Annotated in this window: 21 protein-coding genes and 1 tRNA gene; 14 read left to right on the top strand and 8 right to left on the bottom strand. The window is 67.9% G+C overall.

All coding sequences use genetic code 11. From position 1 onward, the window contains the following. The first annotated feature begins 527 nt into the window (after window positions 1–527). The gene (locus ABWP22_RS03180; RefSeq protein WP_353198497.1) at window positions 528–2,246 is read left to right on the top strand and encodes an MmgE/PrpD family protein; all 1,719 of its coding nucleotides are present in this window, start codon (window positions 528–530) and stop codon (window positions 2,244–2,246) included. Between the two features lie 155 nt (window positions 2,247–2,401). Here the strand turns inward: ABWP22_RS03180 and ABWP22_RS03175 are convergent. From ABWP22_RS03175 to ABWP22_RS03140, 8 genes are all read right to left on the bottom strand, one after another. Then, a tRNA-Gln gene (locus ABWP22_RS03175) sits at window positions 2,402–2,476 on the bottom strand. Between the two features lie 99 nt (window positions 2,477–2,575). Beyond that, window positions 2,576–3,400, bottom strand: coding sequence for an HpcH/HpaI aldolase/citrate lyase family protein (locus tag ABWP22_RS03170; RefSeq protein ID WP_353198496.1), 825 nt, complete (start codon window positions 3,398–3,400; stop codon window positions 2,576–2,578). A gap of 183 nt (window positions 3,401–3,583) precedes the next feature. After that, on the bottom strand, window positions 3,584–4,324 hold the full coding sequence (locus ABWP22_RS03165) for a sigma-70 family RNA polymerase sigma factor (protein ID WP_353198495.1): 741 nt from the start codon (window positions 4,322–4,324) through the stop codon (window positions 3,584–3,586). After that, entirely contained in the window at window positions 4,324–6,414 is a 2,091-nt protein-coding gene (gene flhA, locus ABWP22_RS03160) for a flagellar biosynthesis protein FlhA (RefSeq protein WP_353198494.1), read from the bottom strand. The genes ABWP22_RS03165 and flhA overlap by 1 nt, the downstream gene beginning before the upstream one ends. Beyond that, window positions 6,411–7,130: a transglycosylase SLT domain-containing protein gene (locus ABWP22_RS03155; RefSeq protein WP_353198493.1), complete on the bottom strand. Its 720-nt coding sequence runs from the start codon at window positions 7,128–7,130 to the stop codon at window positions 6,411–6,413. The genes flhA and ABWP22_RS03155 overlap by 4 nt, the downstream gene beginning before the upstream one ends. Continuing rightward, entirely contained in the window at window positions 7,127–7,456 is a 330-nt protein-coding gene (locus ABWP22_RS03150; protein ID WP_353198492.1) for a hypothetical protein, read from the bottom strand. The genes ABWP22_RS03155 and ABWP22_RS03150 overlap by 4 nt, the downstream gene beginning before the upstream one ends. A gap of 2 nt (window positions 7,457–7,458) precedes the next feature. Then, window positions 7,459–7,758, bottom strand: coding sequence for a flagellar biosynthesis anti-sigma factor FlgM (gene flgM / locus ABWP22_RS03145; protein ID WP_353198491.1), 300 nt, complete (start codon window positions 7,756–7,758; stop codon window positions 7,459–7,461). A gap of 86 nt (window positions 7,759–7,844) precedes the next feature. Then, the gene (locus ABWP22_RS03140) at window positions 7,845–8,366 is read right to left on the bottom strand and encodes a hypothetical protein (protein WP_353198490.1); all 522 of its coding nucleotides are present in this window, start codon (window positions 8,364–8,366) and stop codon (window positions 7,845–7,847) included. Between the two features lie 226 nt (window positions 8,367–8,592). On the opposite strand from ABWP22_RS03140, the gene flgB reads away from it, so the two are divergent. The 13 genes from flgB to ABWP22_RS03075 all read left to right on the top strand — a co-directional run bounded on the left by flgB (window position 8,593) and on the right by ABWP22_RS03075 (window position 19,398). After that, entirely contained in the window at window positions 8,593–8,961 is a 369-nt protein-coding gene (flgB, locus tag ABWP22_RS03135) for a flagellar basal body rod protein FlgB (protein WP_353198489.1), read from the top strand. Further along, window positions 8,961–9,356 carry a flagellar basal body rod protein FlgC gene (gene flgC, locus ABWP22_RS03130; RefSeq protein WP_353198488.1) on the top strand — a complete coding sequence of 132 codons (396 nt, stop codon included), beginning with the start codon at window positions 8,961–8,963 and terminating at the stop codon, window positions 9,354–9,356. Before flgB ends, flgC begins: the two co-directional genes overlap by 1 nt. Then, window positions 9,353–9,628, top strand: a complete 276-nt coding sequence (locus ABWP22_RS03125; protein WP_353198487.1) for a flagellar hook assembly protein FlgD — start codon at window positions 9,353–9,355, stop codon at window positions 9,626–9,628. Before flgC ends, ABWP22_RS03125 begins: the two co-directional genes overlap by 4 nt. A gap of 3 nt (window positions 9,629–9,631) precedes the next feature. Next, window positions 9,632–10,924, top strand: coding sequence for a flagellar hook protein FlgE (locus ABWP22_RS03120; protein ID WP_353198486.1), 1,293 nt, complete (start codon window positions 9,632–9,634; stop codon window positions 10,922–10,924). Between the two features lie 11 nt (window positions 10,925–10,935). Continuing rightward, window positions 10,936–11,697, top strand: a complete 762-nt coding sequence (locus ABWP22_RS03115) for a flagellar hook-basal body complex protein (RefSeq protein ID WP_353198485.1) — start codon at window positions 10,936–10,938, stop codon at window positions 11,695–11,697. 12 nt (window positions 11,698–11,709) lie between these two features. Beyond that, the gene (gene flgG / locus ABWP22_RS03110) at window positions 11,710–12,495 is read left to right on the top strand and encodes a flagellar basal-body rod protein FlgG (protein WP_353198484.1); all 786 of its coding nucleotides are present in this window, start codon (window positions 11,710–11,712) and stop codon (window positions 12,493–12,495) included. Window positions 12,496–12,637: 142 nt separating this feature from the next. Beyond that, window positions 12,638–13,270, top strand: coding sequence for a flagellar basal body L-ring protein FlgH (locus ABWP22_RS03105; protein ID WP_353198483.1), 633 nt, complete (start codon window positions 12,638–12,640; stop codon window positions 13,268–13,270). Then, window positions 13,270–14,358 carry a flagellar basal body P-ring protein FlgI gene (locus ABWP22_RS03100; RefSeq protein ID WP_353198482.1) on the top strand — a complete coding sequence of 363 codons (1,089 nt, stop codon included), beginning with the start codon at window positions 13,270–13,272 and terminating at the stop codon, window positions 14,356–14,358. The genes ABWP22_RS03105 and ABWP22_RS03100 overlap by 1 nt, the downstream gene beginning before the upstream one ends. 68 nt (window positions 14,359–14,426) lie before the next feature. Continuing rightward, on the top strand, window positions 14,427–14,657 hold the full coding sequence (locus ABWP22_RS03095; RefSeq protein WP_353198481.1) for a hypothetical protein: 231 nt from the start codon (window positions 14,427–14,429) through the stop codon (window positions 14,655–14,657). Further along, entirely contained in the window at window positions 14,657–16,522 is a 1,866-nt protein-coding gene (locus ABWP22_RS03090; protein WP_353198480.1) for a FlgK family flagellar hook-associated protein, read from the top strand. Before ABWP22_RS03095 ends, ABWP22_RS03090 begins: the two co-directional genes overlap by 1 nt. Then, window positions 16,519–17,487 (top strand): flagellin N-terminal helical domain-containing protein, encoded by a 969-nt coding sequence (locus tag ABWP22_RS03085; protein WP_353198479.1) that lies wholly within the window; start codon window positions 16,519–16,521, stop codon window positions 17,485–17,487. The genes ABWP22_RS03090 and ABWP22_RS03085 overlap by 4 nt, the downstream gene beginning before the upstream one ends. 146 nt (window positions 17,488–17,633) lie before the next feature. Further along, entirely contained in the window at window positions 17,634–18,500 is an 867-nt protein-coding gene (motA, locus tag ABWP22_RS03080; RefSeq protein WP_353198478.1) for a flagellar motor stator protein MotA, read from the top strand. 10 nt (window positions 18,501–18,510) lie between these two features. Further along, window positions 18,511–19,398, top strand: a complete 888-nt coding sequence (locus ABWP22_RS03075; RefSeq protein ID WP_353198477.1) for a flagellar motor protein MotB — start codon at window positions 18,511–18,513, stop codon at window positions 19,396–19,398. Window positions 19,399–19,400: the final 2 nt, after the last annotated feature.

Raw genomic sequence — 19,400 nt, 5'->3', positions numbered from 1 at the left:
GCCGTCTTCCTCGTTAATATGGGCCGGCCGGCGGTGTCACGCATTATTCACGGCAAGGTCACGCCAGCCGGGATGACCGGCGCTGCGGCATGGGCTAACGCTATTTCAAGGGGTTGGTCGCAAGGCCAATCCATGAGGATCTGGCCCAGGGTCGGCTGTCGGCATTGCTGATGGCGGCGCACCTGGCCCGATCGTGACCGGTCAGCGGCTTTCGGGTTTGCTCATCGGTTCGAAGTTACGGCTTGGCAATGCGCAGGCGCAATCTGCGCATGGTGGCATTGCCACAACAGCCAAACCAATGATGCGGGGGAACATCCCGGGCGCGCGATGAGGACCCACATCGCAATGCCGGGATGCCCACATCAGGCCAGCGGCCGGTGGCGGCGGGCGACAGGATGATCCGATGGCCATCGACCCAGGACGCGGGGCGACAGGCGCCGGAACCAGACTGACGCCCTTCCCTTTCCGACACCGCCGCTGGCCCAGACTTCCGGCACCCCAGCCGGCGCGAGCCCTGCCGCCTGTGATTGACCCTGCAGGCGGCAGGGCCGCAACTTTTCCCGCCCGTGACATCGGCAGAGCAGCAGCGGCAGCAGGCCGCGCCATGCCGCAAAATCCATCCAATCGACTGGCGGGGGCGCGCGGATTGCCAACCAGGGTTTGAATGGACGCCCCGCTCAACCTGCCTCATCGGCATCGTCGGCGGCGCAGCGCCTGGCGAACCGGTGGACGGTCGTGCGAAATGCGCTATGCGCGTGGCGCGCAAGGGGGACGATCAAATGAACAACACACCAAGGCTTCTTGGCCGCCGCGCTGTTCTGAGCGGGGCCGTCGCGGCTGCAGCCGCAGTGCACGCACCCACGACCGCGCAACCGGCCATATCCGTTCCCAGCGCGCCGCCTCGAACGCCGCCCGCGGTAACGCGGATCCTGGCGCGGTACATCGTGGGGGCCAAATTCGCCGATCTGCCAGAGATGGTGCGCAAGCAGGGCACAAGAACGCTGCTCAACTGGGTCGGCTGTGCCGTCGGTGGATCGCGCCACGAGACCATCGACAAGGCCATTGCGGCGCTTGCGCCATTCTCGGGCAAGGCCGAGGCCAATGTGCTGGGGCGCCGTGAGCGGTTCGACAGCGTCACGGCCGCCTTTCTCAACGGTGCATCGTCCCATGTCTTCGATTACGACGACACCCATCTCAAGACGATCATCCACCCTGCCGGTCCGGTCGCCGCGGCGATCCTGGCGCTGGCGCAGCACCGCAAGGTGACCGGGACGGAGTTTCTGAACGCGCTGGTGCTGGGTGTGGAAACCGAGTGCCGGATTGGCAACGCGGTGTACCCCGAACATTATGCCATGGGCTGGCACATCACCGGTTCGACCGGCCCGTTCGGGGCGGCTGTTGCCTGCGGCAAGCTGCTCGGGCTGGACGAACAGCAGATGACGCACGCGCTAGGGATCGCCGCGTCCCAGCCGGTCGGCTTGAAGATCCAGTTTGGATCCATGACGAAGAGCTTCCATCCCGGTCGCGCGGCGCAGAATGGCCTGTTCGCCGCGCTGCTGGCACAGCAGGGCTTTACCGCGAATGTGGCGGCGATCGAAGGCAAGGACGGTTGGGGTCAGACGCTGTCCACGCGTCAGGACTGGACCCAGATCACCGACGGCCTGGGCGTGCGGTACGAGGCGGCGTTGAACAGCTACAAGCCATTCGCCTGCGGCATCGTCAGCCATCCCGCGATCGACGCCGCCATCCAGTTGCGCAACGCGCACAACCTGACCGGCGCCGAGATCGAGTCCGCCGAACTGCACTGCAATCCGCTCGTACCGTCGCTGATGGGGAAGACCGATCCGATGGTCGGGCTGGAAGGCAAGTTTTCGATCTATCATTGCATCGCCATGGGGATCATGCAGGGCGCGGCCGGCGAACGGCAATTTTCCGATACGATCGTGCGCGATCCCCAGGTGATCGCGTTGCGCAAACGGATCACGCTGCGCATCGATCCAGCCGTGCCACCGGACAAATGCGATCTGACACTGACGCTCAGGGACGGCCGCCGTCTGAACAAGCATATCGAACATGCCATCGGCAGTCTCGAAGCGCCCATGACCGATACGATGATCGAGACGAAGTTCAGGGATCTGGCGAGCGGCATTCTGCCCGATGCCGCCACCCAGCGGCTGATCGACCTGTGCTGGCACGTCGAGACGCTCGACGATGCCGCACGGATCGCCGCGGCTGGAAGCGCATAAGTCGCGGCAGAAAATCCGGAACCGCCATTGGTGGCCCCGCCGATCGATCTGGCTCTGCCCGGCCATCGATCACCCCCTGGCGCGCACAGCAGCAGGCACAGCCGGACCCCGGCTGATGTGCCGACGTCAGGAACCTCCACGATCTGAAGCAAGAATGGCTGGGGCGCCAGGATTCGAACCTGGGAATGCCGGTACCAAAAACCGGTGCCTTACCGCTTGGCGACGCCCCAGCAGGCGTCCAACTGCGCTGCGCGGGCGCGGCAGCCGGGACGGATTGCGGCGTTAGGCAATCGGGCCGGGTTTGCCAAGCGAAAATCGGCCGCAGTTGTTCAGAGACGCGCCAGCAGGGCCTTGGCCTGCGCCACATGCAGCACTTCGACGAGCTGGCCCTTGTGGGTGGCGACGCCGCGGCCTTCGGCCAGTGCCGCCTCATAGGCGGCGATCAGCGCCTGGGCCTCGGCGATGTCGGCGGCGCTGGGCGCGAACACGGCGTTGCAGGGATCGACCTGGCCGGGGTGGATCAGCGTCTTGCCATCAAAGCCCAGCATCCGCGCTTGGGCGGCTTCGGCGCGCAGCGCGGCTTCGTTGCGGACATCGGTGCAGACACCATCGAACACCGCGATGCCGGCGGCCCTGGCGGCGATCACCATGGCCGACATGGCGTAAACCAAGGGCCTGCGTTCCGGATCAGCGCCAGTGTTCAGCGCCTTGGCCAGATCGGCGAGACCGGCCACCAGCCCGGCGACCCCCGGCACGGCGGCAATGGCCGGCGCATTCAGCACGCCGCCGGGCGTTTCGATCATCGCCAGCAGCGGCCGGCCACCGGCGTGGGCGACGATCTGGGCGGCCTGCGCCGCAGTTTCGATCTTGGGCGCCACCACGCCGGCAAAGCCATCGACATGCGCGGCAACCAGATCGTCATCATGCCATGGCGTGCCGACGCCATTGATGCGCAGGAACAGCGCGCGGTGGCCCCAGCCGCCCGCCAGCGCCGCCGCCACGGCCGCGATGCGCGCATCCGGCTTGGCATCGGGCTGCACGGCATCTTCCAGATCGAGAATCACCGCGTCGCTGGCCAGGGTGCGGGCCTTGGCAATGGCGCTGGCGCGGTTGGCCGGCAGATAGAGCAGGGATTTCAGGCGAGTCATGTCCATGGCGGCCAGCGTGCCAGCCTGACCGGTGGGGTGCAACTGGCGAGGCGTACAATATGCGCAGTTCAACTCCCTCCCCCTTGCCGGGAGGGCGACCCTCGCCCCTTGGCGAGAGCGGGGTGGGGGTGCCAAGCGTGGCAACGCTGGGGACCCCCGCCCCGCCGCGCAAGGGGGAGGGCGTTGGCTTCAATCGTCAGCCCAGCCGGTGAGCGTGCCGCGCAATTTGGTGAGCGCGGCTTTCTTGATCTGGCAGATGCGCGCCGCCCCGACGCCCAGCACCTGGCCGATCTCCTCCAGATTCAGTTCCTCGACGAAATAAAGTTGCAGCACGCGCGCCTCGCGTTCGGGCAGACTGGCAATGGCCCCGGCGATGGCGCGGCGGCGGCGGTCGCTTTCCAGCACATCATGGGCATCGGGATCGTTGCTGGCAAACCAGTCGCTGTGATCGGAATAGACATCGTCGATGCTTTCGGTGTGCGCCGCCACGGTTTGCGCCATGCCGGCGCGGTAATCGGCCAGTCTGATCTCCAGCGCCTGCGCCATTTCGGCATCGGTGGCGCTGCGGCCCAACTGACCTTCCAGCCGGCCGCGCACCTGGCCCCATTCGCGTTTGCGGCGCATCGCCGATCGCACCAGCGTGGCGCCCTTGCGCAGATGATCGATCATCGCGCCGCGCACCCGCACGCTGGCATAGGTGGCGAACGCCGCGTGGCCGCGATCTTCAAAGCTGCGCGCCGATTCGATCAGCGCGATCATGCCGATCTGCACCAGATCCTCCACCTCGATGGCGGACGACACCCGCGCATGCACATGCCAGGCGATGCGGCGCACCAGCGGCAGATGGCCGGAGATCAGCCGTTCGGGATCGACCTGAACCAGCCGCGCGGGCGCATAAAGCGCCGGATCAAGGCCAAGGCGGGCGTCCATCAGGCGTCTCCTTTGGGTTGGGCAGCGCCAATGATGGCGGCAACCTCCACATCGCGATCATCGGGGATATCGGGGAAGGCGAGCACGGCGACGCCGGCCAGCCGCGCGCGCAGCATCTGCCAGAGCGGCCGGCGGATCTGCGGCACGGTGACGATGGCAAAGCGCCGGCCATCGGCCAGCATCGGCGCACAGGCCGAAGCGGCGGCTTCGGCCACGCGGGTGACCAGCGCCGGATCGAACGGGTGGGCGATGCCCGGATTGGCGCGCACCGCCTGGACCAGCAGGCCCTCCAGCCCGGGATCGAGCGCGACAGCGAGCAGCGCGCCCTTCACGCCGGCCAATTGCTGCACGAGCGCCAGGCCCAGCGCCGGCCGGATCAGTTCGGCAAGTTCGGCAGGGTCCTGCGTCTTGGGCGCGGAGGCCACCAGCGCGGCGGCGATGGAGCGCAGATCGCGGATGGCAACGGCTTCTTCGAGCAGGCGGGCAAGCACCTGGGTGACCACCGCAACCGAAAGTAGTTTCGGCGTGAGCGCCCCGGCCAGCGCGGGCGCGGTCTCGGCCAGCGTATCGAGCAGCGCCTGCGTATCATCCTGGCCAAGCAGGCGGTGGGCGTGGCGTGCGAGGAGCTGATTGAGATGGGTGCCGACCACCGCGGCGGGATCGACCACCGTATAGCCGGCGGCCTCGGCCAGATCGGCTTCGGCCGGATCGATCCAGCGGGCCGGCAGGCCGAAGGCGGGATCGGCGCATTCGCGGCCCGGAATGACGGTGGCGATCGGCCCGGCTTCGATGGCGAGCATGTCGTCGGGGAAAATTTCGTCTTCGCCGACGACCACGCCGGCCAGCGTGATGCGATAGCGGAACGGCGCGAGACCGAGATCGTCGCGCACCCGCACCTGAGGCAGCACGAAGCCGAGATTGCGCGACAATTGCCGGCGCACCGCCGTGATGCGCGCCATCAACGGTGCATCACGCGCGGCATCAACCAGCGGCACCAGCGCAAAGCCGATATCGAGCGCGGCCGGCGCGGTATCGGCCACATCGGCCCAATCGATGCGGGCGCTGCTGTCGGGCGCGTCCGTGCTGGCAGTGTCAGCCTCTGGCGGCGCGGCCGGGCGCTTGCGCAGCGCCAGCCAGAACGCCGCGCCGGCCGCCGGCGCAACGATCAGCAGCGGCATGCCGGGCAACAGGCCGAGCAGCGCCAATATCACCCCCACCGGCAACCACGGCGCGGTGAGGCCAAGTTGCGCCCCGACCTGCCCGGCCAGATCCTGCGTCTTGCCGACGCGCGTGACGACCATGGCGGCAGCGATCGACAGCAGCAGCGCCGGCACCTGCGCCACCAGGCCATCACCAACCGCGAGCAGCAGATAGGTGCGTGCCGCATCAGCCAGCGACAGATCATGGGAAACGGTGCCCAGGATCAGCCCGCCGATGATGTTGATCGCCAGGATCAGCACACCGGCGACGGCATCGCCCTTCACGAACTTGCTGCTGCCATCCATGGCGCCGTGGAAATCGGCTTCGGTGGTGACCTCGGCGCGGCGCAGGCGGGCGTCTTCGGCGGTGATCAGCCCGGCGTTGAGATCGGCATCGATCGCCATCTGCTTGCCGGGCAAGGCATCAAGGGTGAAGCGCGCGGCGACTTCGGAGACGCGGCCGGCGCCCTTGGTGATCACCACCAGATTGATGATCATCAGCACGCCGAACACGAACAGGCCGACGACATAATCGCCGCCCACCAGGAAATTGCCGAAGCTTTCGATGACATGCCCGGCCGCCGCCGTGCCTTCGTGTCCGTGCACCAGCACGACGCGGGTGGAGGCGACATTGAGCGCGAGGCGCAGCAGCGTGGCGTAAAGCAGCACGGTGGGAAAGGCCGAGAAATCCAGCGGCTGGCGGATGTTGATCGCCACCATCAGCACGATCAGCGCCACCGCGATGTTGGTGACGAAGAACAGATCGAGCAGCAACGCCGGCAGCGGCACCACCATCAGGCCGACCAGCACCAATATCGCCGTCGGCATCAAGGCGGCGCGGGCGGTGAAATTGGCGCGCAATTGCGCCGGCAGGCGGGCGGCAAAGTTCATTGCATGGCCGCCAGCACGAGATAGGCCATCTGGGCGCGCGATGCGGTGAGCGCCGGATCGGCCGGCGGCAGGGTTCGGCCGATGGGCGGCAGGGGATTGCCGCCACCACTGCCACCCATATGCCGGTTGATGCGGCTGGCGACGAGATCATGAACGTCGCTCAGCGAGCGTGCGCTGCCATCCTTGTGGAAGAATGTGCTGCGATTGGCGGCGGCGGCGGCGGGCAGCAGGCCGGCGGCGGCAGTGCCGGGGTTGGCGGCCATCGCGCCGAGGAACTTGATCGCCCCGCCCGCCCCCAGAAAGGCGGCGAGATAGAGATCGGCGCTGCCGGCGGCGCGGCCCAGCGACCGTTCCAGCAATGCCGCATTGTCGCGGGTGAACTCGCCGGCCATGGCGGCAGCGGCTTCGGCGTTGTGGCGCAGCGAGAGGATCGAATCCTTCACCGCACGGCTGGCGCCATTTTTCAGCGCGTCGGCCGCCCAGCCCAGGCCGTGCTTGTCGCCATGGCGGGCGACGACCCCCAGCCAGGTGGCATCGGTGAACTGGAACAGGCCGCTGGCCGACGAGGTGCGGGCGCGGGCCGTGGGGTTCAGGCCGGATTCGGCGCGGGCGTTGGCGAGCAGATAGGAAAAATCCACGCCGGTGCGCGCCGCCGCCTGTTCGACGGCGGCGATGATGCCGCTGCGCGCCTGCGCCGAGGAGACCGCGATGGTCATGCCCAGCGGCCGTCGCTGCCATAGGTGATGGCCGGCGGGCGCAGCGTCGTGCCGGGCGGGCGCAGTGCCGCCAGCCGGCGTTCGACGCTGATCAGCTTGGCGCGGCTGCGCAGGATGGCTTCGCTGTTGAGGTCGCGCGCCTGTTCCAGCAGCGGGCGCGGCGGCGCGGCGCCGTCGGCGACTGCAGCCTGCACGGCGGCGAGTGCGGCCGTCTTGGCGGCCGTGGCGCGTTCGATCCTGTCGGCATCTTCGGATTCCAGCGCCGCCAGCTCGGCGCGGATCGCGTCGACCAGGGTGCTGGCCAGATCCTCGATGCCCCCCGCCATGATCAGCGCCTGCCGCGGTCCAGCGCCAGCATGGCGCCGGCAATGGCATCGGCATCGATCGGATAGCCGCCGGCCGCGATCGCCGCCTGCAACTGGGCAACGCGGGCGCCGTTCACCGGCGGCGCGCTGGCCATGTCCTTGATCAGGCCGCTGTTGCCGATGCTGCCGGATACGGCCACAGCCGGTGCGATGCGACGCACCGGCTTGCCGGGGTCGCTGGCGGCGGTGTCGCCAGCCGGCTGATTTCGCGCGGTGAACGGGCTGCGGATCGGGCCGCCGCCGCCATTGATGCCATCGATCATCCTGTTGGTCCCTTTGCCTGGCTGCCGGTCGTCACGGGCGGCCCAACGCTGTTAACGGCCATTCACCATGGGCTTTAATTCGCCGGTCATCGCGCCAGCACGACGCGCCCGCCGGGTTCGATGCGGCCGGTGAAGCGGCGGCCGGCGGGGCCTTTCAGGGCGACGCGCGCACCATCGGCATCGCGTTCGGCTTCGGCTTCCATCTGGATGGCAAAGCCCGGCCCGCTGGCTTCCACCAGCACATGTTCGCCGCGACGGATGGCGGGTTTGGCGCGGGCGGACGATTGGGGGGGCGCCGTGCCGGCAACCGGCACATACAGCGTCCACGCCGGATCGGCGCAATCGGCACGCACCACGTCGGCGCGGGCCCAACTGAGCGCCGGCGACGGGCAGCGCGGCACCACCAAGCGGTCATCAAGGCGCGCCGGTCCGCCGGCAAAGCGCTCGACCGCCGCGCGCAGCACCGCCACATCGTGCAAGGCCGGCGTGTATTGGGCCGGGCCGGATTGGGCATGGGCCGACCCGCTGAACACCAGCACCGCCAGGCCAACAAGCCCAATGGCCAGATGGGCAAATTTACGATCAAGCCGTTTAAGGGGCGCGCGCATCGGCCGTTGATCCTTTCGGTCAGGCCAGGGTGCATGTCCCCCGGCATTCCGGCCTGACCAGCAAGAACCGCGCCAATTGCAGATCCCCCGTTTGGCGCGCCGCGACCCGGCCCGGGGCCGGCAATGGCTTGCCGCCGCAGCGGCAGGCCTTTGCCGAGCCCCGGGCCTCACCGGTGATTCCATCGCTGTTGCTGGCGCTTGGCACGGCCTGTGCATTGCGCTGGCCATGACCATGCTCGACTCCGCCCTGGGATTGTCCGCCGCCGCGCTGAAACTGCGCGGCCAACGGCTGGATGTGATCGCCGGCAACATCGCCAACGCCTCCACGCCGGGCTTCAAGGCCCGCGATCTGGATGCCGATGCGGCGCTGGCACGGATCGGCGCTGGCGGCTTTGCCCGGATGCTGGCCGGCGAACAGGCCGGAGCCGGCGCGCTGAAATTCCGCGCCGCCATGCAGCCCAGCCTGGATGGGAACACGGTGGACATGGCCACCGAACAGGCGGCCTTTGCCGAAAATGCCCTCAAATACCGCGCCAGCCTGGAGTTCCTGAACGGACGCATCCAGACGCTGATGAGCGCGATGCGGCCAGAGTGATGAAGGGGCTTTCCACCTTCGATATCGCCGGGCGCGCCATGGCATCGCAACTGGTGCGGATGAACGCCATCGCATCCAATCTGGCGAATGCGGGCAGCATTTCCGGCACCGAACAGGGTGCCTATCGCGCGCTGCGGCCGGTGTTTGCCACCCGTTATGATGGTGCCGCTGCCACGGTGGATGTCGCATCGATGGCGCGCACCGGCACGCCGGAACGCAAGCTCGATCCGCACCATCCGCTGGCCGATGCCACGGGGCATGTCTGGCAGGCCGCGGTCGATCCCAATCAGGAGATGGTGGAAATGGTCGAAACCGCACGCGCCTATGCCAATAATGTCGAAGTGCTCAGCACCGCACGCGGCCTGGCGCTCGATACGCTGCGGATCGGCAAATGAGCAGCATCGCGCCCATGAACGCCAACCCGACGGCGCCGGCCGCCCCGGTGCGCACCCCAAAGACGGCGCTGGATCAGGGCGATTTCCTCACCCTGATGATCGCGCAATTGAAGAGCCAGGATCCGACCAAGCCGGTCGATAACCTGCAATATGTCCAGCAGATGGCGATGTTCAGCCAGCTGGCTGCCGCCAACCAGACCAATGAGGCACTGGCCGGCATTTCCGATCGGCTTGATCAACTGGTCACCCGTTTTCCCAGCACGGAGCAATAACCCATGGCTTTCTACACTGCGCTGACCGGCCTGAACGGGGCACAGACCGAACTGGCCACCATCGCCAACAATATCGCAAATGTTGGCACCAGCGGTTTCAAGCGGAGCCGCGTCAGCTTTGGCGACATCATCTCGACCAGCCCCAAACAGAACCCGTCGCGGCTGGTCGGTTCCGGCACGAAGGTGCAGGGCGTGCTGATGCAGTTTGGCCAGGGCGCTCTGGAAACCTCCAGCTCGGCGACCGATCTTGCGATCAGCGGGCAAGGCTTTTTCATCGTGAAGAACCCACTGAGCGGGTCCATCAGTTATACCAGAAACGGCAGCTTCAAGGTAACATCCGATCGGTTTCTGGTGGATGATCTTGGCCGGCAGTTGCAGTTGTTCCCGACCAGCAGCGATGGCAGCCTGCGCGCCAGCGATCTGGACAGCACCATCCCGGCGAAAATCCCCCTGTCGTCCGGGGAGCCACGCGCCACATCAAGGATCAATGTTTCGGTCAATCTGCCAGCCGATGCGGAAATCATCCGCAACAAGCCCGTTTACACACCGGCCAACCCCTATGTGTTCGATCCCAAGAACCCCGGCACCTACAATCACAGCAGTTCGAACACGATCTATGATTCATTGGGAAATCCGCTGGCCGCCACCATTTACTATGTGAAGGATGCCGTGCCGAGCCCGGGCGATCCCACCCATCGCTGGACCGCTCGGATGTTTGTGGGCGACCAGGAATTGAGCGTGGCCGGCACGCCCGGCATTCCCCTCGTGTTCAATGCCAGCGGCGTGCTGACCAGCCCGACCGCCCCGTTCACCTTTGATACGGTGCCGCCACCGCGCGGCGGCGATCCGCTGTCGATCACCATCAATCATGGCAGTTTGACGGCCCAGATTGCCGGCCCGTTTGCCGTGGAAGCCAAGGAGCAGGACGGTTTTGCCGCCGGCCAGTTGGAGGCCATCTCGATGGGCAGTGATGGCGCTGTCAGCATCGGTTATTCGAATGGGCAGAAACAGATCATGGGCAAGGTGGCGCTGGCCACGTTTTCCAATCCGCAGGGACTGAAGCAGGTGGGCGAGGCCCATTATGTCGGCACCCCCGAAGCGGGCGAACCCATTACCGGTGAGGCCGGCCAGAACGGCATCGGCGCGCTCGTTTCCGGCACGCTGGAACGATCGAACGTCGATCTGACCACCGAACTGATCAGTCTGATCGCGGCGCAGCGCAATTTCCAGGCATCGTCAAAGGCCATCGAAACCGACAACCAGACGATGCAGACCGTGATCAACATCAGCTCCTGATCGGCTCAACAATGGATCGCGCCATCTACACCGTTCTGACCGGCCTTTCGGCGCGGGCCCGCGAAAGCGTGGTGACCGCCAACAATCTGGCCAACGCCGGCGTGCCGGGCTTTCGCCGCGATGTGGTGGCGCAGGAAAGCCGCTATCTGAGCGCGGCGCGCGCTGTCGATGGCGCCTGGCGCGCGCGGGCGCAGGCCGGCGCGCCCAGCCTGGCCACGCCGCACCAGCCGGGGCGCATTTCGGCGACAGGCCGCCCGCTGGACATCGCGCTGGCCGGCGAAGCCTGGCTGGCCGTACAGGGCCCGATCGTCGGCGGCGATGTGCGCGAGGCCTATATGCGGCGCGGCGACTTGCAGGTGAATGCCGCCGGGCTGATCACGCTGGGCGATGGCCGCGTCGTGCTGAACGGCAACAGCGCGCCGATTTCGGTGCCGCCCGGCGCTCAGCTCACCATCGGCGAGGATGGCACCATCACCGCCACCCTGCCCGACGGACCGCAGGCGCTCGGCAAGCTGAAACTGGTCGATGGCAGCAGCCTGAAAAGCCGCGACAAGGCCGCCGATGGCCTGTTCATGCCCGAAGAGCCGCTGCCGGCAGACCCGGCCGCACGCCTGGAAACCGGCGCACTGGAAAGCGCCAACATCACCGCCGCCGAAGCTTTGGTCGAACTGGTCGAGGAACAGCGCGGGTTCGAAGTGAACGCCCGGCTGCTGAAACTGGTGCAGGACATGGACGAGCAGGGTGCGCGGCTGATCAGCCTGGATGGCAAATGAGGAGCATATGCGATGACCACCGCCTTGCAGATTGCCCGTTCGGGCCTCGACGCGCTCGATCAGCGCATGAAGACGATCTCGAACAATCTCGCCAATGTTTCCACCACCGGTTTCAAGCGCGATCGCGCCAATTTCGCCAGCCTGATGTATCAGGATGATCGCAGCCCCGGTGCAGCCAGCGGCGCCGACAGCCAATATGCCAGCGGGTTGGGCACCGGCACCGGTGTGCGCGTGGTCGGCACCGAGCGTATCCATGCGCAGGGCACGATGATCCAGACCGACAATGCGCTCGATCTGGCGGTGGACGGCGCCGGGTTCTTCGCGGTGCAGATGCCGGATGGCACGGTGGGCTATACGCGCGACGGCGGCTTCAAATTGTCCGCCACCGGCGAGATCGTCACGACCGCCGGGCTGCGGCTGGCGCAGCCGCTGACCGTGCCCGATGGCGCGACGCAGTTGGTGATTGCGCCCGACGGCACGGTGACGGCAAGCCTGCCCGGCCAGGCCGTGCCGGTGGAAGTGGGGCAGTTGCAGTTGGCGCGCTTCCTCAATCCGGCCGGGCTGATGCCGGTGGGCGACAATCTCTATCGCGAAACCGCCGGATCGGGGCCACCAACCCAGGGCGTTGCCGGACAGGCCGGCATGGGCCAGGTCCGCCAGGGCATGCTGGAAGGATCGAACGTGTCGACGGTGCAGGAACTGGTCGACATGATCGAAACGCAGCGGGCCTATGAGATCAATTCCAAGGTGATCAGCGCGGCCGACGAGATGAGCCGGTACGTGGTGCAGAATGTTTGAGCCGCCCAACTCCCTGCCCCCTGCGGGGAGGGCGACCCGCGCGCAGCGCGGCGGGGTGGGGGTTGCGCCCGTGGAAACCCAAGGCGCGAACCCCCACCCCGCTCGGCTGGCGCCGAGCCGCCCTCCCCGCAAGGGGGAGGGCGTGGCGCTGTTGCTCCTGCTGTTCTCTGCCCCGGCCTGCGCAGCCAAGGTGAAGCCCATGCCCCCCGCCCTGCCGGTCGTGGTCATCGAACCGGCGGCCATCACCGGCAGCCTGTTCAACCCCGCCAGCTTCACCGGGCTGGTCACCGATCGGCGGGCGCGGCGGGTGGGCGATCTGATCACCATAAGACTTGCCGAGCGCACCACCGCATCGAAATCCGCCAGTGCCGGATCGAACCGGGAAAGCGACACCGCCATAAGGCTGCCGCAGTTTTTCCCGTTCACGCGGGTGCCGCCCGGCGCCACCGAAGCCGGCAGCAGCCAGGGCTTTGCCGGCACCGGCACCGCCGAGCAGAACAATGAACTGATCGGCCAGATCAGCGTCACCGTCGCCGAAGTGCTGCCCGGCGGCGTGCTGCGCGTGGCCGGCGAGAAGCGCCTGGCGCTCAATCGCGGCGAGGAGCATCTGCAGATCAGCGGCCTGGTGCGCATCGACGATCTGGGTGCCGACAACAGCGTCGAATCCACCCGCGTCGCCGATGCGCATATCCGCTTTGGCGGCACCGGCCAGGTGGCGGACAACAGCCGGCAAGGCTGGCTGGCGCGCTTCTTCGCCAGGATCCTGCCGTTCTGATGCTGGCGCTGATCGCCTTGGTGATGGCCCTGCTGGCCGTGCCGGCACAGGCCGAGCGGGTGAAGGATATCGCGCGCTTTGCCGGGGTGCGCGCCAATGCGCTCACCGGCTATGGCGTCGTCGTCGGCCTGACCGGCAGCGGCGACCAGAATCTGGAATTCACCATCCAGTCCCTCATCGCCGCCGTGGGCCGGCTGGGCGTGCGACTGCCGCCCGGCGTCAATCCGCAGTTGCGCAATGCCGCCGCCGTGATGGTCACCGCCGAACTGCCGCCCTTTGCCAAGCCCGGCCAGCGGCTGGACGTGACGGTGGCGGCGCTGGGCCAGGCGAAATCCCTGCGCGGTGGCACGCTGCTGCTCACCAGCCTGCAAGGGCCGGACGGCGAGATTTATGCGCTGTCGCAAGGCAGTCTGGCAGTGGGCGGGTTCGGCGCGGAGGGGCGTGACGGCAGCCGCATCGTCGTCGGCACACCCGCCACCGGCCGCGTGCCGGGCGGGGCCATTGTCGAACGATCGGTGCCATCGCCGTTCACCAACCGCGGCCCGATGCACCTGGACATGAACGAGCCGGATTTTTCCGCCACCAAGGCGGTCGCCGATGCCATCAACCGCGCCTATGGCGGCGAGGTCGCCACGGCCGAAGACGGCATCCGCATCAAGTTGAATGCGCCCGATGATCCCACCCGCCGCATCGCGCTGGCGGCGCGAGTGGAGGCGCTGGAAGTGGCATTGTCACCGCCGCCGGCGCGGGTGATCGTCAATGCGCGCACCGGCACCGTGGTGATTTCGGGCGAAGTGCGCATCCTGCCCGCCGCCGTCGCCCACGGCAATCTGACCGTGCGCGTCACCGAGAACCAGCAAGCCAGCCAGCCCGCTCCGCTGGGGCGCGGCCAGACGGTGGTGACCCAGCAATCCAGCGTCGAGGCCGGCGAGGCGCAGACCCGCATGAACCTGTTCGCACCGGGCGCGAAGCTGGGTGACATCGTCGATGCAGTGAACGCCATCGGCGCGGCACCGGGCGATCTGGTGGCGATCCTGGAGGCGTTGAAGGCAGCCGGTGCGCTGCGGGCCGAACTGGTGGTGATCTGATGGCGGTGCGCCCGCCTGCCCTTCCCATCAAGGAACCGCTCATCCTGAGCCTGTCGAAGGGCTTGCCGATGAACCCGACACAAGACGACGCCAAACGCGCCGCCAAGGCCGGCAGCGATTTCGAAGCCCTGCTCGTCACCCGCCTGCTGAAAACCGCCCGCGCTGCCAAACTCGGCGACGATCTGATGGGCACGAACGACCAGATCCGCGACCTGATCGACGAAACCCGCGCGCGCAGCCTTACGGCGGCCGCCCCGCTCGGCCTGGCACAGTTGCTGGCGCGCGAGGCGAAACGCTGATGGATCTGCTCGGCCTTGGCCGTTCCGGCGTGCTGGCGTTTCAGCGCGCGCTGAACGCAACGGGCGAGAATGTCGCCAATGCCGACACGCCGGGCTTCGTGCGGCGGCGCGCGTTGCTGACGACGCAGCCGGCAGGGCGCGGCGGACCGCTGGAGCGTGCGCCGACATCGGCCGGCGTGCGGTTCGCCACGCTGGTGCGCGATGTCGATGCGCTCAAGGCCAATGCCGCGCGCACCGCCAGCGGCGATCAGGCGCGCTTTGCGGCACGGCTGGACTGGCTGGAGCGGCTGGAGGGGCTGGGGGTGAGTGCCGACGTGGCGACGCGGGTCGGCGCCTTCTTCAATGCAGCCACCGATCTGGCCGCCGCACCCACCAATCGCGCCGCGCGCACGCTGTTTCTGGGCGCGGCCGATGATGCGGCATCGGCCTTTGCCGGGCATGGCGAGGCGCTGGCCGCGCTCGGCGACGACATCGGCCGTGAAGCCGCCCTGTCGGCGCGCACGGTCAATGATCTCGCCGCCGCGCTGGTGCGCATCAACGAGCAGCTCCGGCGCGGCGATCCCGACGATGCGGCGGCGGCCGGCATGCTCGACAACCGCGACCGGCTGCTGGCCGATCTCGCCGCCGAGGTGCGGATCAGCATCAATGAAGGCCCGCGCGGTGTGGTCGAGGTGAACCTCGGCAGCGGGCCATCGGCGGTGCAACTGGTGCCGCAGGCCGGCAACAGCCGTCGCATCGGGGTGGCGCCCGATGGCGCGGCCGTGCTGCTCAATCCGGAATTCGATCCCACGCCGCTGCGCCTGCCCGCCTCCGGACGGCTCGCTGGCCTGCTGGAGGCCAGCGCCGACATCACCCGTGCCCGCGCCGCGCTGGACAGCAGCGCTGCCGGCTTTGCAGCGCTGGTCAATGATTGGCATGGGCGCGGGGTCGATGGCGATGGCGCGCCGGGCCAGGCGGTGTTTGCGCGCCTGGGCGTGGCGACGACAGTGGGCAAGGCCAATGCCGGCCGCGCGCCGGTGCATGTGGTGCTGGCCGATGGGGCGGTGCCGGATGCATCAGGCTATCGGCTGATCGCGGACGCTGCCGGCTTCACCCTGGCGCGCGGCGATGGCAGCGCCAGCGTGACCGGTGCGGGCCCGTTGCTGCTCGACGGCTTGACGGTCAGCATCGGCGGCGACGCGGTGGCCGGCGATCAATGGACGCTGGCGCGGCTGGACGGCGCGCGCGGCCTGGCGCTGCGGCCGCTGCAGCCCGGCGAGGTCGCCGCCGCCGCGCGCTGGCAGATCGATGCGCCACCGGACAATGCCAGCAGCGGCCTGCCGACGATCATCGATGATGCCACCGCGCTGGCGCTGCCCGGCGGCGACACGACGCCGCCGCCGTGGCGGATCAGCGTGATCGCTGGCGGCCTGGCGGAGATTCGTGCCGGCACCACCCTGATCGACACGGTGCCGGCCGATGGCAGCTTGATCGCCGGGCCGGGCGTGCGCTTCAGCGTGCCGGCAGGCGCGGCGGCCGGTGATCTGTTCCGAATCAGCCCCACCCCGGCCGGCAGCCCGGACAATGCAAATGCGATTCTGCTGGGGCGGCTGCGGGTGCAACCGGGGCCGAACGGCACGCTGGAGGCGGAACTGGCCGCCGACAGCGCCGGCATCGGCGCACGCATCGCCGACACGCGCCGTCTGGAGGCCGCGGCCGCCACGCTGAAGGAAGACACGGCCCGCGCCAATGATGCGGTGTCGGGCGTCGATCTGGAAGTTGAAGCCGCCGAGCTGACCCGCCTGCAGGCCGCCTATCGCGCCAACGCGCAGGTGATCGGCGTGGCGCGCGACCTGTTCGATCAGATCCTGGGCCTCAGCCGGTGATCCCGCCGATCTCGACACGATCCGGCCATGATGCCGCGGTGCGCCGGTTGACCGATCTGTCACGGCAACTGGCCGACGTGCAGCAGCAGATTTCCACCGGCCGCAAGGTGGTGCGGCCCGGCGATGATCCGGTGGCCTTTGCCCGCGCCGCGACGTTGAAACGCGCCGATGCCAGCGCCGATGTGCAGCGCCGGGCCATGGACGCCGCCGGATCGCGCCTGTCCGCCAGCGAGACGGCACTGGCCAGCATCGCCGACATCATGGCGCGCGCCAAGGAACTGGCACTGGCCGGGCGCAACGCCAGCCTGAACGCTGCCGACCGCACGATCCTGGCCAACGAAGTCGGCGAATTGCTGAGTGCTGCGCGCGGCCTGGCCGAAGCGCGCGGGCCCGATGGCGAGGCGCTGTTCGCCGGGGCCGGCCTGTCGCCCAGCTATGGCGAGGATAGTGAAGGCCTGGCCGCCTGGGCCGGGTTGGGCACCAGCCCGCGGGTCGCCGTGCAGGGCCGCACGCTGGCCGCCGGCATCACCGGCCCGGAAGCCTTCGGGGTGACGGCGCCACTCCCCCCACCTGATCCAATGGCGGCGCCCGACCCGCTGCGGCCGCCGCCCCCGCGCGCTCGCAACCTGTTCGACGCGCTGGCGCATCTCGCCGCCAGCCTGACCGAAGCCCGGCCGGCGTTATTCGAAGCCGGCATGGACGAGGCGCTGGCTGCGATTGACGGCCACATCGATCGGCTGGCCGCAGCGCAGGCGACGCTGGGCACACGCGCGGCGCGGCTGGAAGCGGAAGCCGAGCGGCTCGACAAGGCGCAATTGCAGTTGAAGAGCGAGGTATCAAAGCTGGAGGACACCGACATGGCCGCCGCGATCGCGCGGCTGGACCGGCTTGGCGTGGTGCTGGATGCGGCGCAGGCGAGCTTTGCGCGGGTGTCCCGGCTGAGCCTGTGGGACGAACTGCGGTAGGCGATTGTCGAAGTGGTCTGGCGCCCTCCCCGCAAGGGGGAGGGCGTTTGTCGCGCTCCTGCTGCCCCTCCACAACGGACCTATTTAATCCGCTTTGGCACCGGCCGTAATCCGGAGCGAACCCTCACCCGGAGCCGCCCTGCCCAATGTTGTCGATCATCGGCCTTGTCGTGCTCATCGTCATGGTGTTTGGCGGCTTTGCCATCACCGGCGGCAGCCTGGGGCCGGTGATGCATGCGCTGCCGCACGAATTCCTGATCATCGGCGGCGCGGCAGCCGGGGCCACGCTGGTGGCCACCGATATCAAGGGCATCAAGGACATGGGTGGCGGCCTGGGCAAGGTGGTCAAGGGGCCGAAATACAAGAAGGCCGATTATGGCGCCGCCATCTTCCTGACGGCGCGGCTGATGCGCTTGTTCCGCACCGATGGCCCGACGGCGGTGGAACCGCATATCGAGGACCCGAAATCATCGAACATCTTTGCCGAGTATCCGCAATTTGCCGCGGATCATTTCTTCATCAGCCTGGTCACCGATTCAATCCGGTTGCTGGTCGTTTCCACCGGCACGCTGTCACCACATGCGGTGGAAGAGGTGATCGATACCCATATCGAAACCCACCACCATGCCGCGCTGAAGCCGGTCGAGCGCCTGCAGACCATGTCGGACGCGCTGCCGGCGCTGGGCATTGTCGCGGCCGTGCTGGGCGTGATCAAGACGATGGGCAGCATCGACAAGCCGCCCGCCATTCTGGGCGCGATGGTGGGTTCGGCACTGGTCGGCACGTTTCTGGGGGTGTTGCTCAGCTATGGCATCGTCGGCCCGCTTTCGGCGCGGCTGAAGGCGGTGATCGACGAGGACAGCGAGATTTATCTGGTGGTGCGCCGGGTGATCATCGCCACGCTGAAGGGCCAGCCGCAGCCGCTGGTGATCGAATCGGCGCGCACCGCGATCAGCCCGACCCACCAGCCGAGTTTCAGCGAGATTTTCGACGGTCTGCGGACGGCAAAGTGAGCCTGCCCACATGAAACCGGAAGGCAAGATCGAGCCGGAGATCATCATCAAGAAGGTGAAAGTGCACGGCCATGGCCACCATGGCGGCGCCTGGAAGATCGCTTATGCCGATTTCGTCACCGCGATGATGGCGTTTTTCATGCTGCTGTGGATCCTGGGGGCCACCAACGAACAGCAACGCAAGGGCATCGCCGATTATTTCACCCCCACCGTCATCCAGATGCAGGCCAGCGGCGGTTCCAACGGCCTGTTCGGCGGCAAATCGGTGGTGGCGCCAGAGGGCAGTTCGGTCCGCCCGGAAACCACCGGCAAGCGGCCGTTGACCCAGGCGGGCAGCGACCTGAAACCGACGCGGCCCGACCCGAAGCCCGGCGTACATCAGCCGTTGCAAGGCCAGGCCGGCAGCAAGAAGGCGAGCGATGAAGCGCGGTTCGAGGCCATCACCCGCAAGCTGCAAACCAGGCTGGAAGCCGATCCGACATTGAAGGGCCTGAAGGGCCAGGTGAAATTCGTGAAGACCCGCGATGGCCTGCGCATCGATCTGGTGGAGCGCGCCGATTTTTCGATGTTCGCCCTGGGCACCGCCGCCCCCACCACCGCCGCCGGCAGCCTCGTGCAGACCGTGGCGCATGCCATCGAAGACACGCCCAATCATCTGGCGGTGCGCGGCCATACCGATGCGCTGGGCTTCAAATCGCCGGGCGGTGCCTCGAACTGGAGCCTTTCGACCACCCGCGCCGATGCCACCCGCCGCCTGCTGATGGGTGCCGGCATAGCCGGCAGCCGGTTCCGCCGCATCGAAGGCGTGGCCGATACCGATCCCTTCGTGAAAAATGCGCCCACCGACCCGCGCAACCGCCGGATCAGCATCACCTTGCTGTATCAGGACCCGGCGTAGGC

It is taken from the genome of Sandarakinorhabdus sp. (assembly GCF_040398665.1).
Taxonomy (GTDB): Bacteria; Pseudomonadota; Alphaproteobacteria; order Sphingomonadales; family Sphingomonadaceae; genus Sandarakinorhabdus.
The sequence above is the reverse complement of the archived record's forward strand: the minus strand, read 5'-3'. Positions and strand labels throughout refer to the sequence as shown.

Excerpts from the sequence above, each read along its gene's own strand:
- ABWP22_RS03170 (WP_353198496.1), bottom strand. The coding sequence starts at position 3,400 with ATGGACATGACTCGCCTGAAATCCCTGCTCTATCTGCCGGCCAACCGC.
- ABWP22_RS03165 (WP_353198495.1), bottom strand. The coding sequence starts at position 4,324 with ATGGACGCCCGCCTTGGCCTTGATCCGGCGCTTTATGCGCCCGCGCGG.
- ABWP22_RS03100 (WP_353198482.1), top strand. The coding sequence starts at position 13,270 with ATGCTGGCGCTGATCGCCTTGGTGATGGCCCTGCTGGCCGTGCCGGCA.
- flgC (WP_353198488.1), top strand. The coding sequence starts at position 8,961 with ATGAAGGGGCTTTCCACCTTCGATATCGCCGGGCGCGCCATGGCATCG.
- ABWP22_RS03155 (WP_353198493.1), bottom strand. The coding sequence starts at position 7,130 with ATGACCATCGCGGTCTCCTCGGCGCAGGCGCGCAGCGGCATCATCGCC.
- ABWP22_RS03150 (WP_353198492.1), bottom strand. The coding sequence starts at position 7,456 with ATGGCGGGGGGCATCGAGGATCTGGCCAGCACCCTGGTCGACGCGATC.
- ABWP22_RS03095 (WP_353198481.1), top strand. The coding sequence starts at position 14,427 with ATGAACCCGACACAAGACGACGCCAAACGCGCCGCCAAGGCCGGCAGC.
- ABWP22_RS03140 (WP_353198490.1), bottom strand. The coding sequence starts at position 8,366 with ATGCGCGCGCCCCTTAAACGGCTTGATCGTAAATTTGCCCATCTGGCC.
- flgM (WP_353198491.1), bottom strand. The coding sequence starts at position 7,758 with ATGATCGATGGCATCAATGGCGGCGGCGGCCCGATCCGCAGCCCGTTC.
- ABWP22_RS03115 (WP_353198485.1), top strand. The coding sequence starts at position 10,936 with ATGGATCGCGCCATCTACACCGTTCTGACCGGCCTTTCGGCGCGGGCC.
- ABWP22_RS03120 (WP_353198486.1), top strand. The coding sequence starts at position 9,632 with ATGGCTTTCTACACTGCGCTGACCGGCCTGAACGGGGCACAGACCGAA.
- ABWP22_RS03075 (WP_353198477.1), top strand. The coding sequence starts at position 18,511 with ATGAAACCGGAAGGCAAGATCGAGCCGGAGATCATCATCAAGAAGGTG.
- flgG (WP_353198484.1), top strand. The coding sequence starts at position 11,710 with ATGACCACCGCCTTGCAGATTGCCCGTTCGGGCCTCGACGCGCTCGAT.
- flhA (WP_353198494.1), bottom strand. The coding sequence starts at position 6,414 with ATGAACTTTGCCGCCCGCCTGCCGGCGCAATTGCGCGCCAATTTCACC.
- flgB (WP_353198489.1), top strand. The coding sequence starts at position 8,593 with ATGACCATGCTCGACTCCGCCCTGGGATTGTCCGCCGCCGCGCTGAAA.
- ABWP22_RS03090 (WP_353198480.1), top strand. The coding sequence starts at position 14,657 with ATGGATCTGCTCGGCCTTGGCCGTTCCGGCGTGCTGGCGTTTCAGCGC.
- ABWP22_RS03125 (WP_353198487.1), top strand. The coding sequence starts at position 9,353 with ATGAGCAGCATCGCGCCCATGAACGCCAACCCGACGGCGCCGGCCGCC.
- motA (WP_353198478.1), top strand. The coding sequence starts at position 17,634 with ATGTTGTCGATCATCGGCCTTGTCGTGCTCATCGTCATGGTGTTTGGC.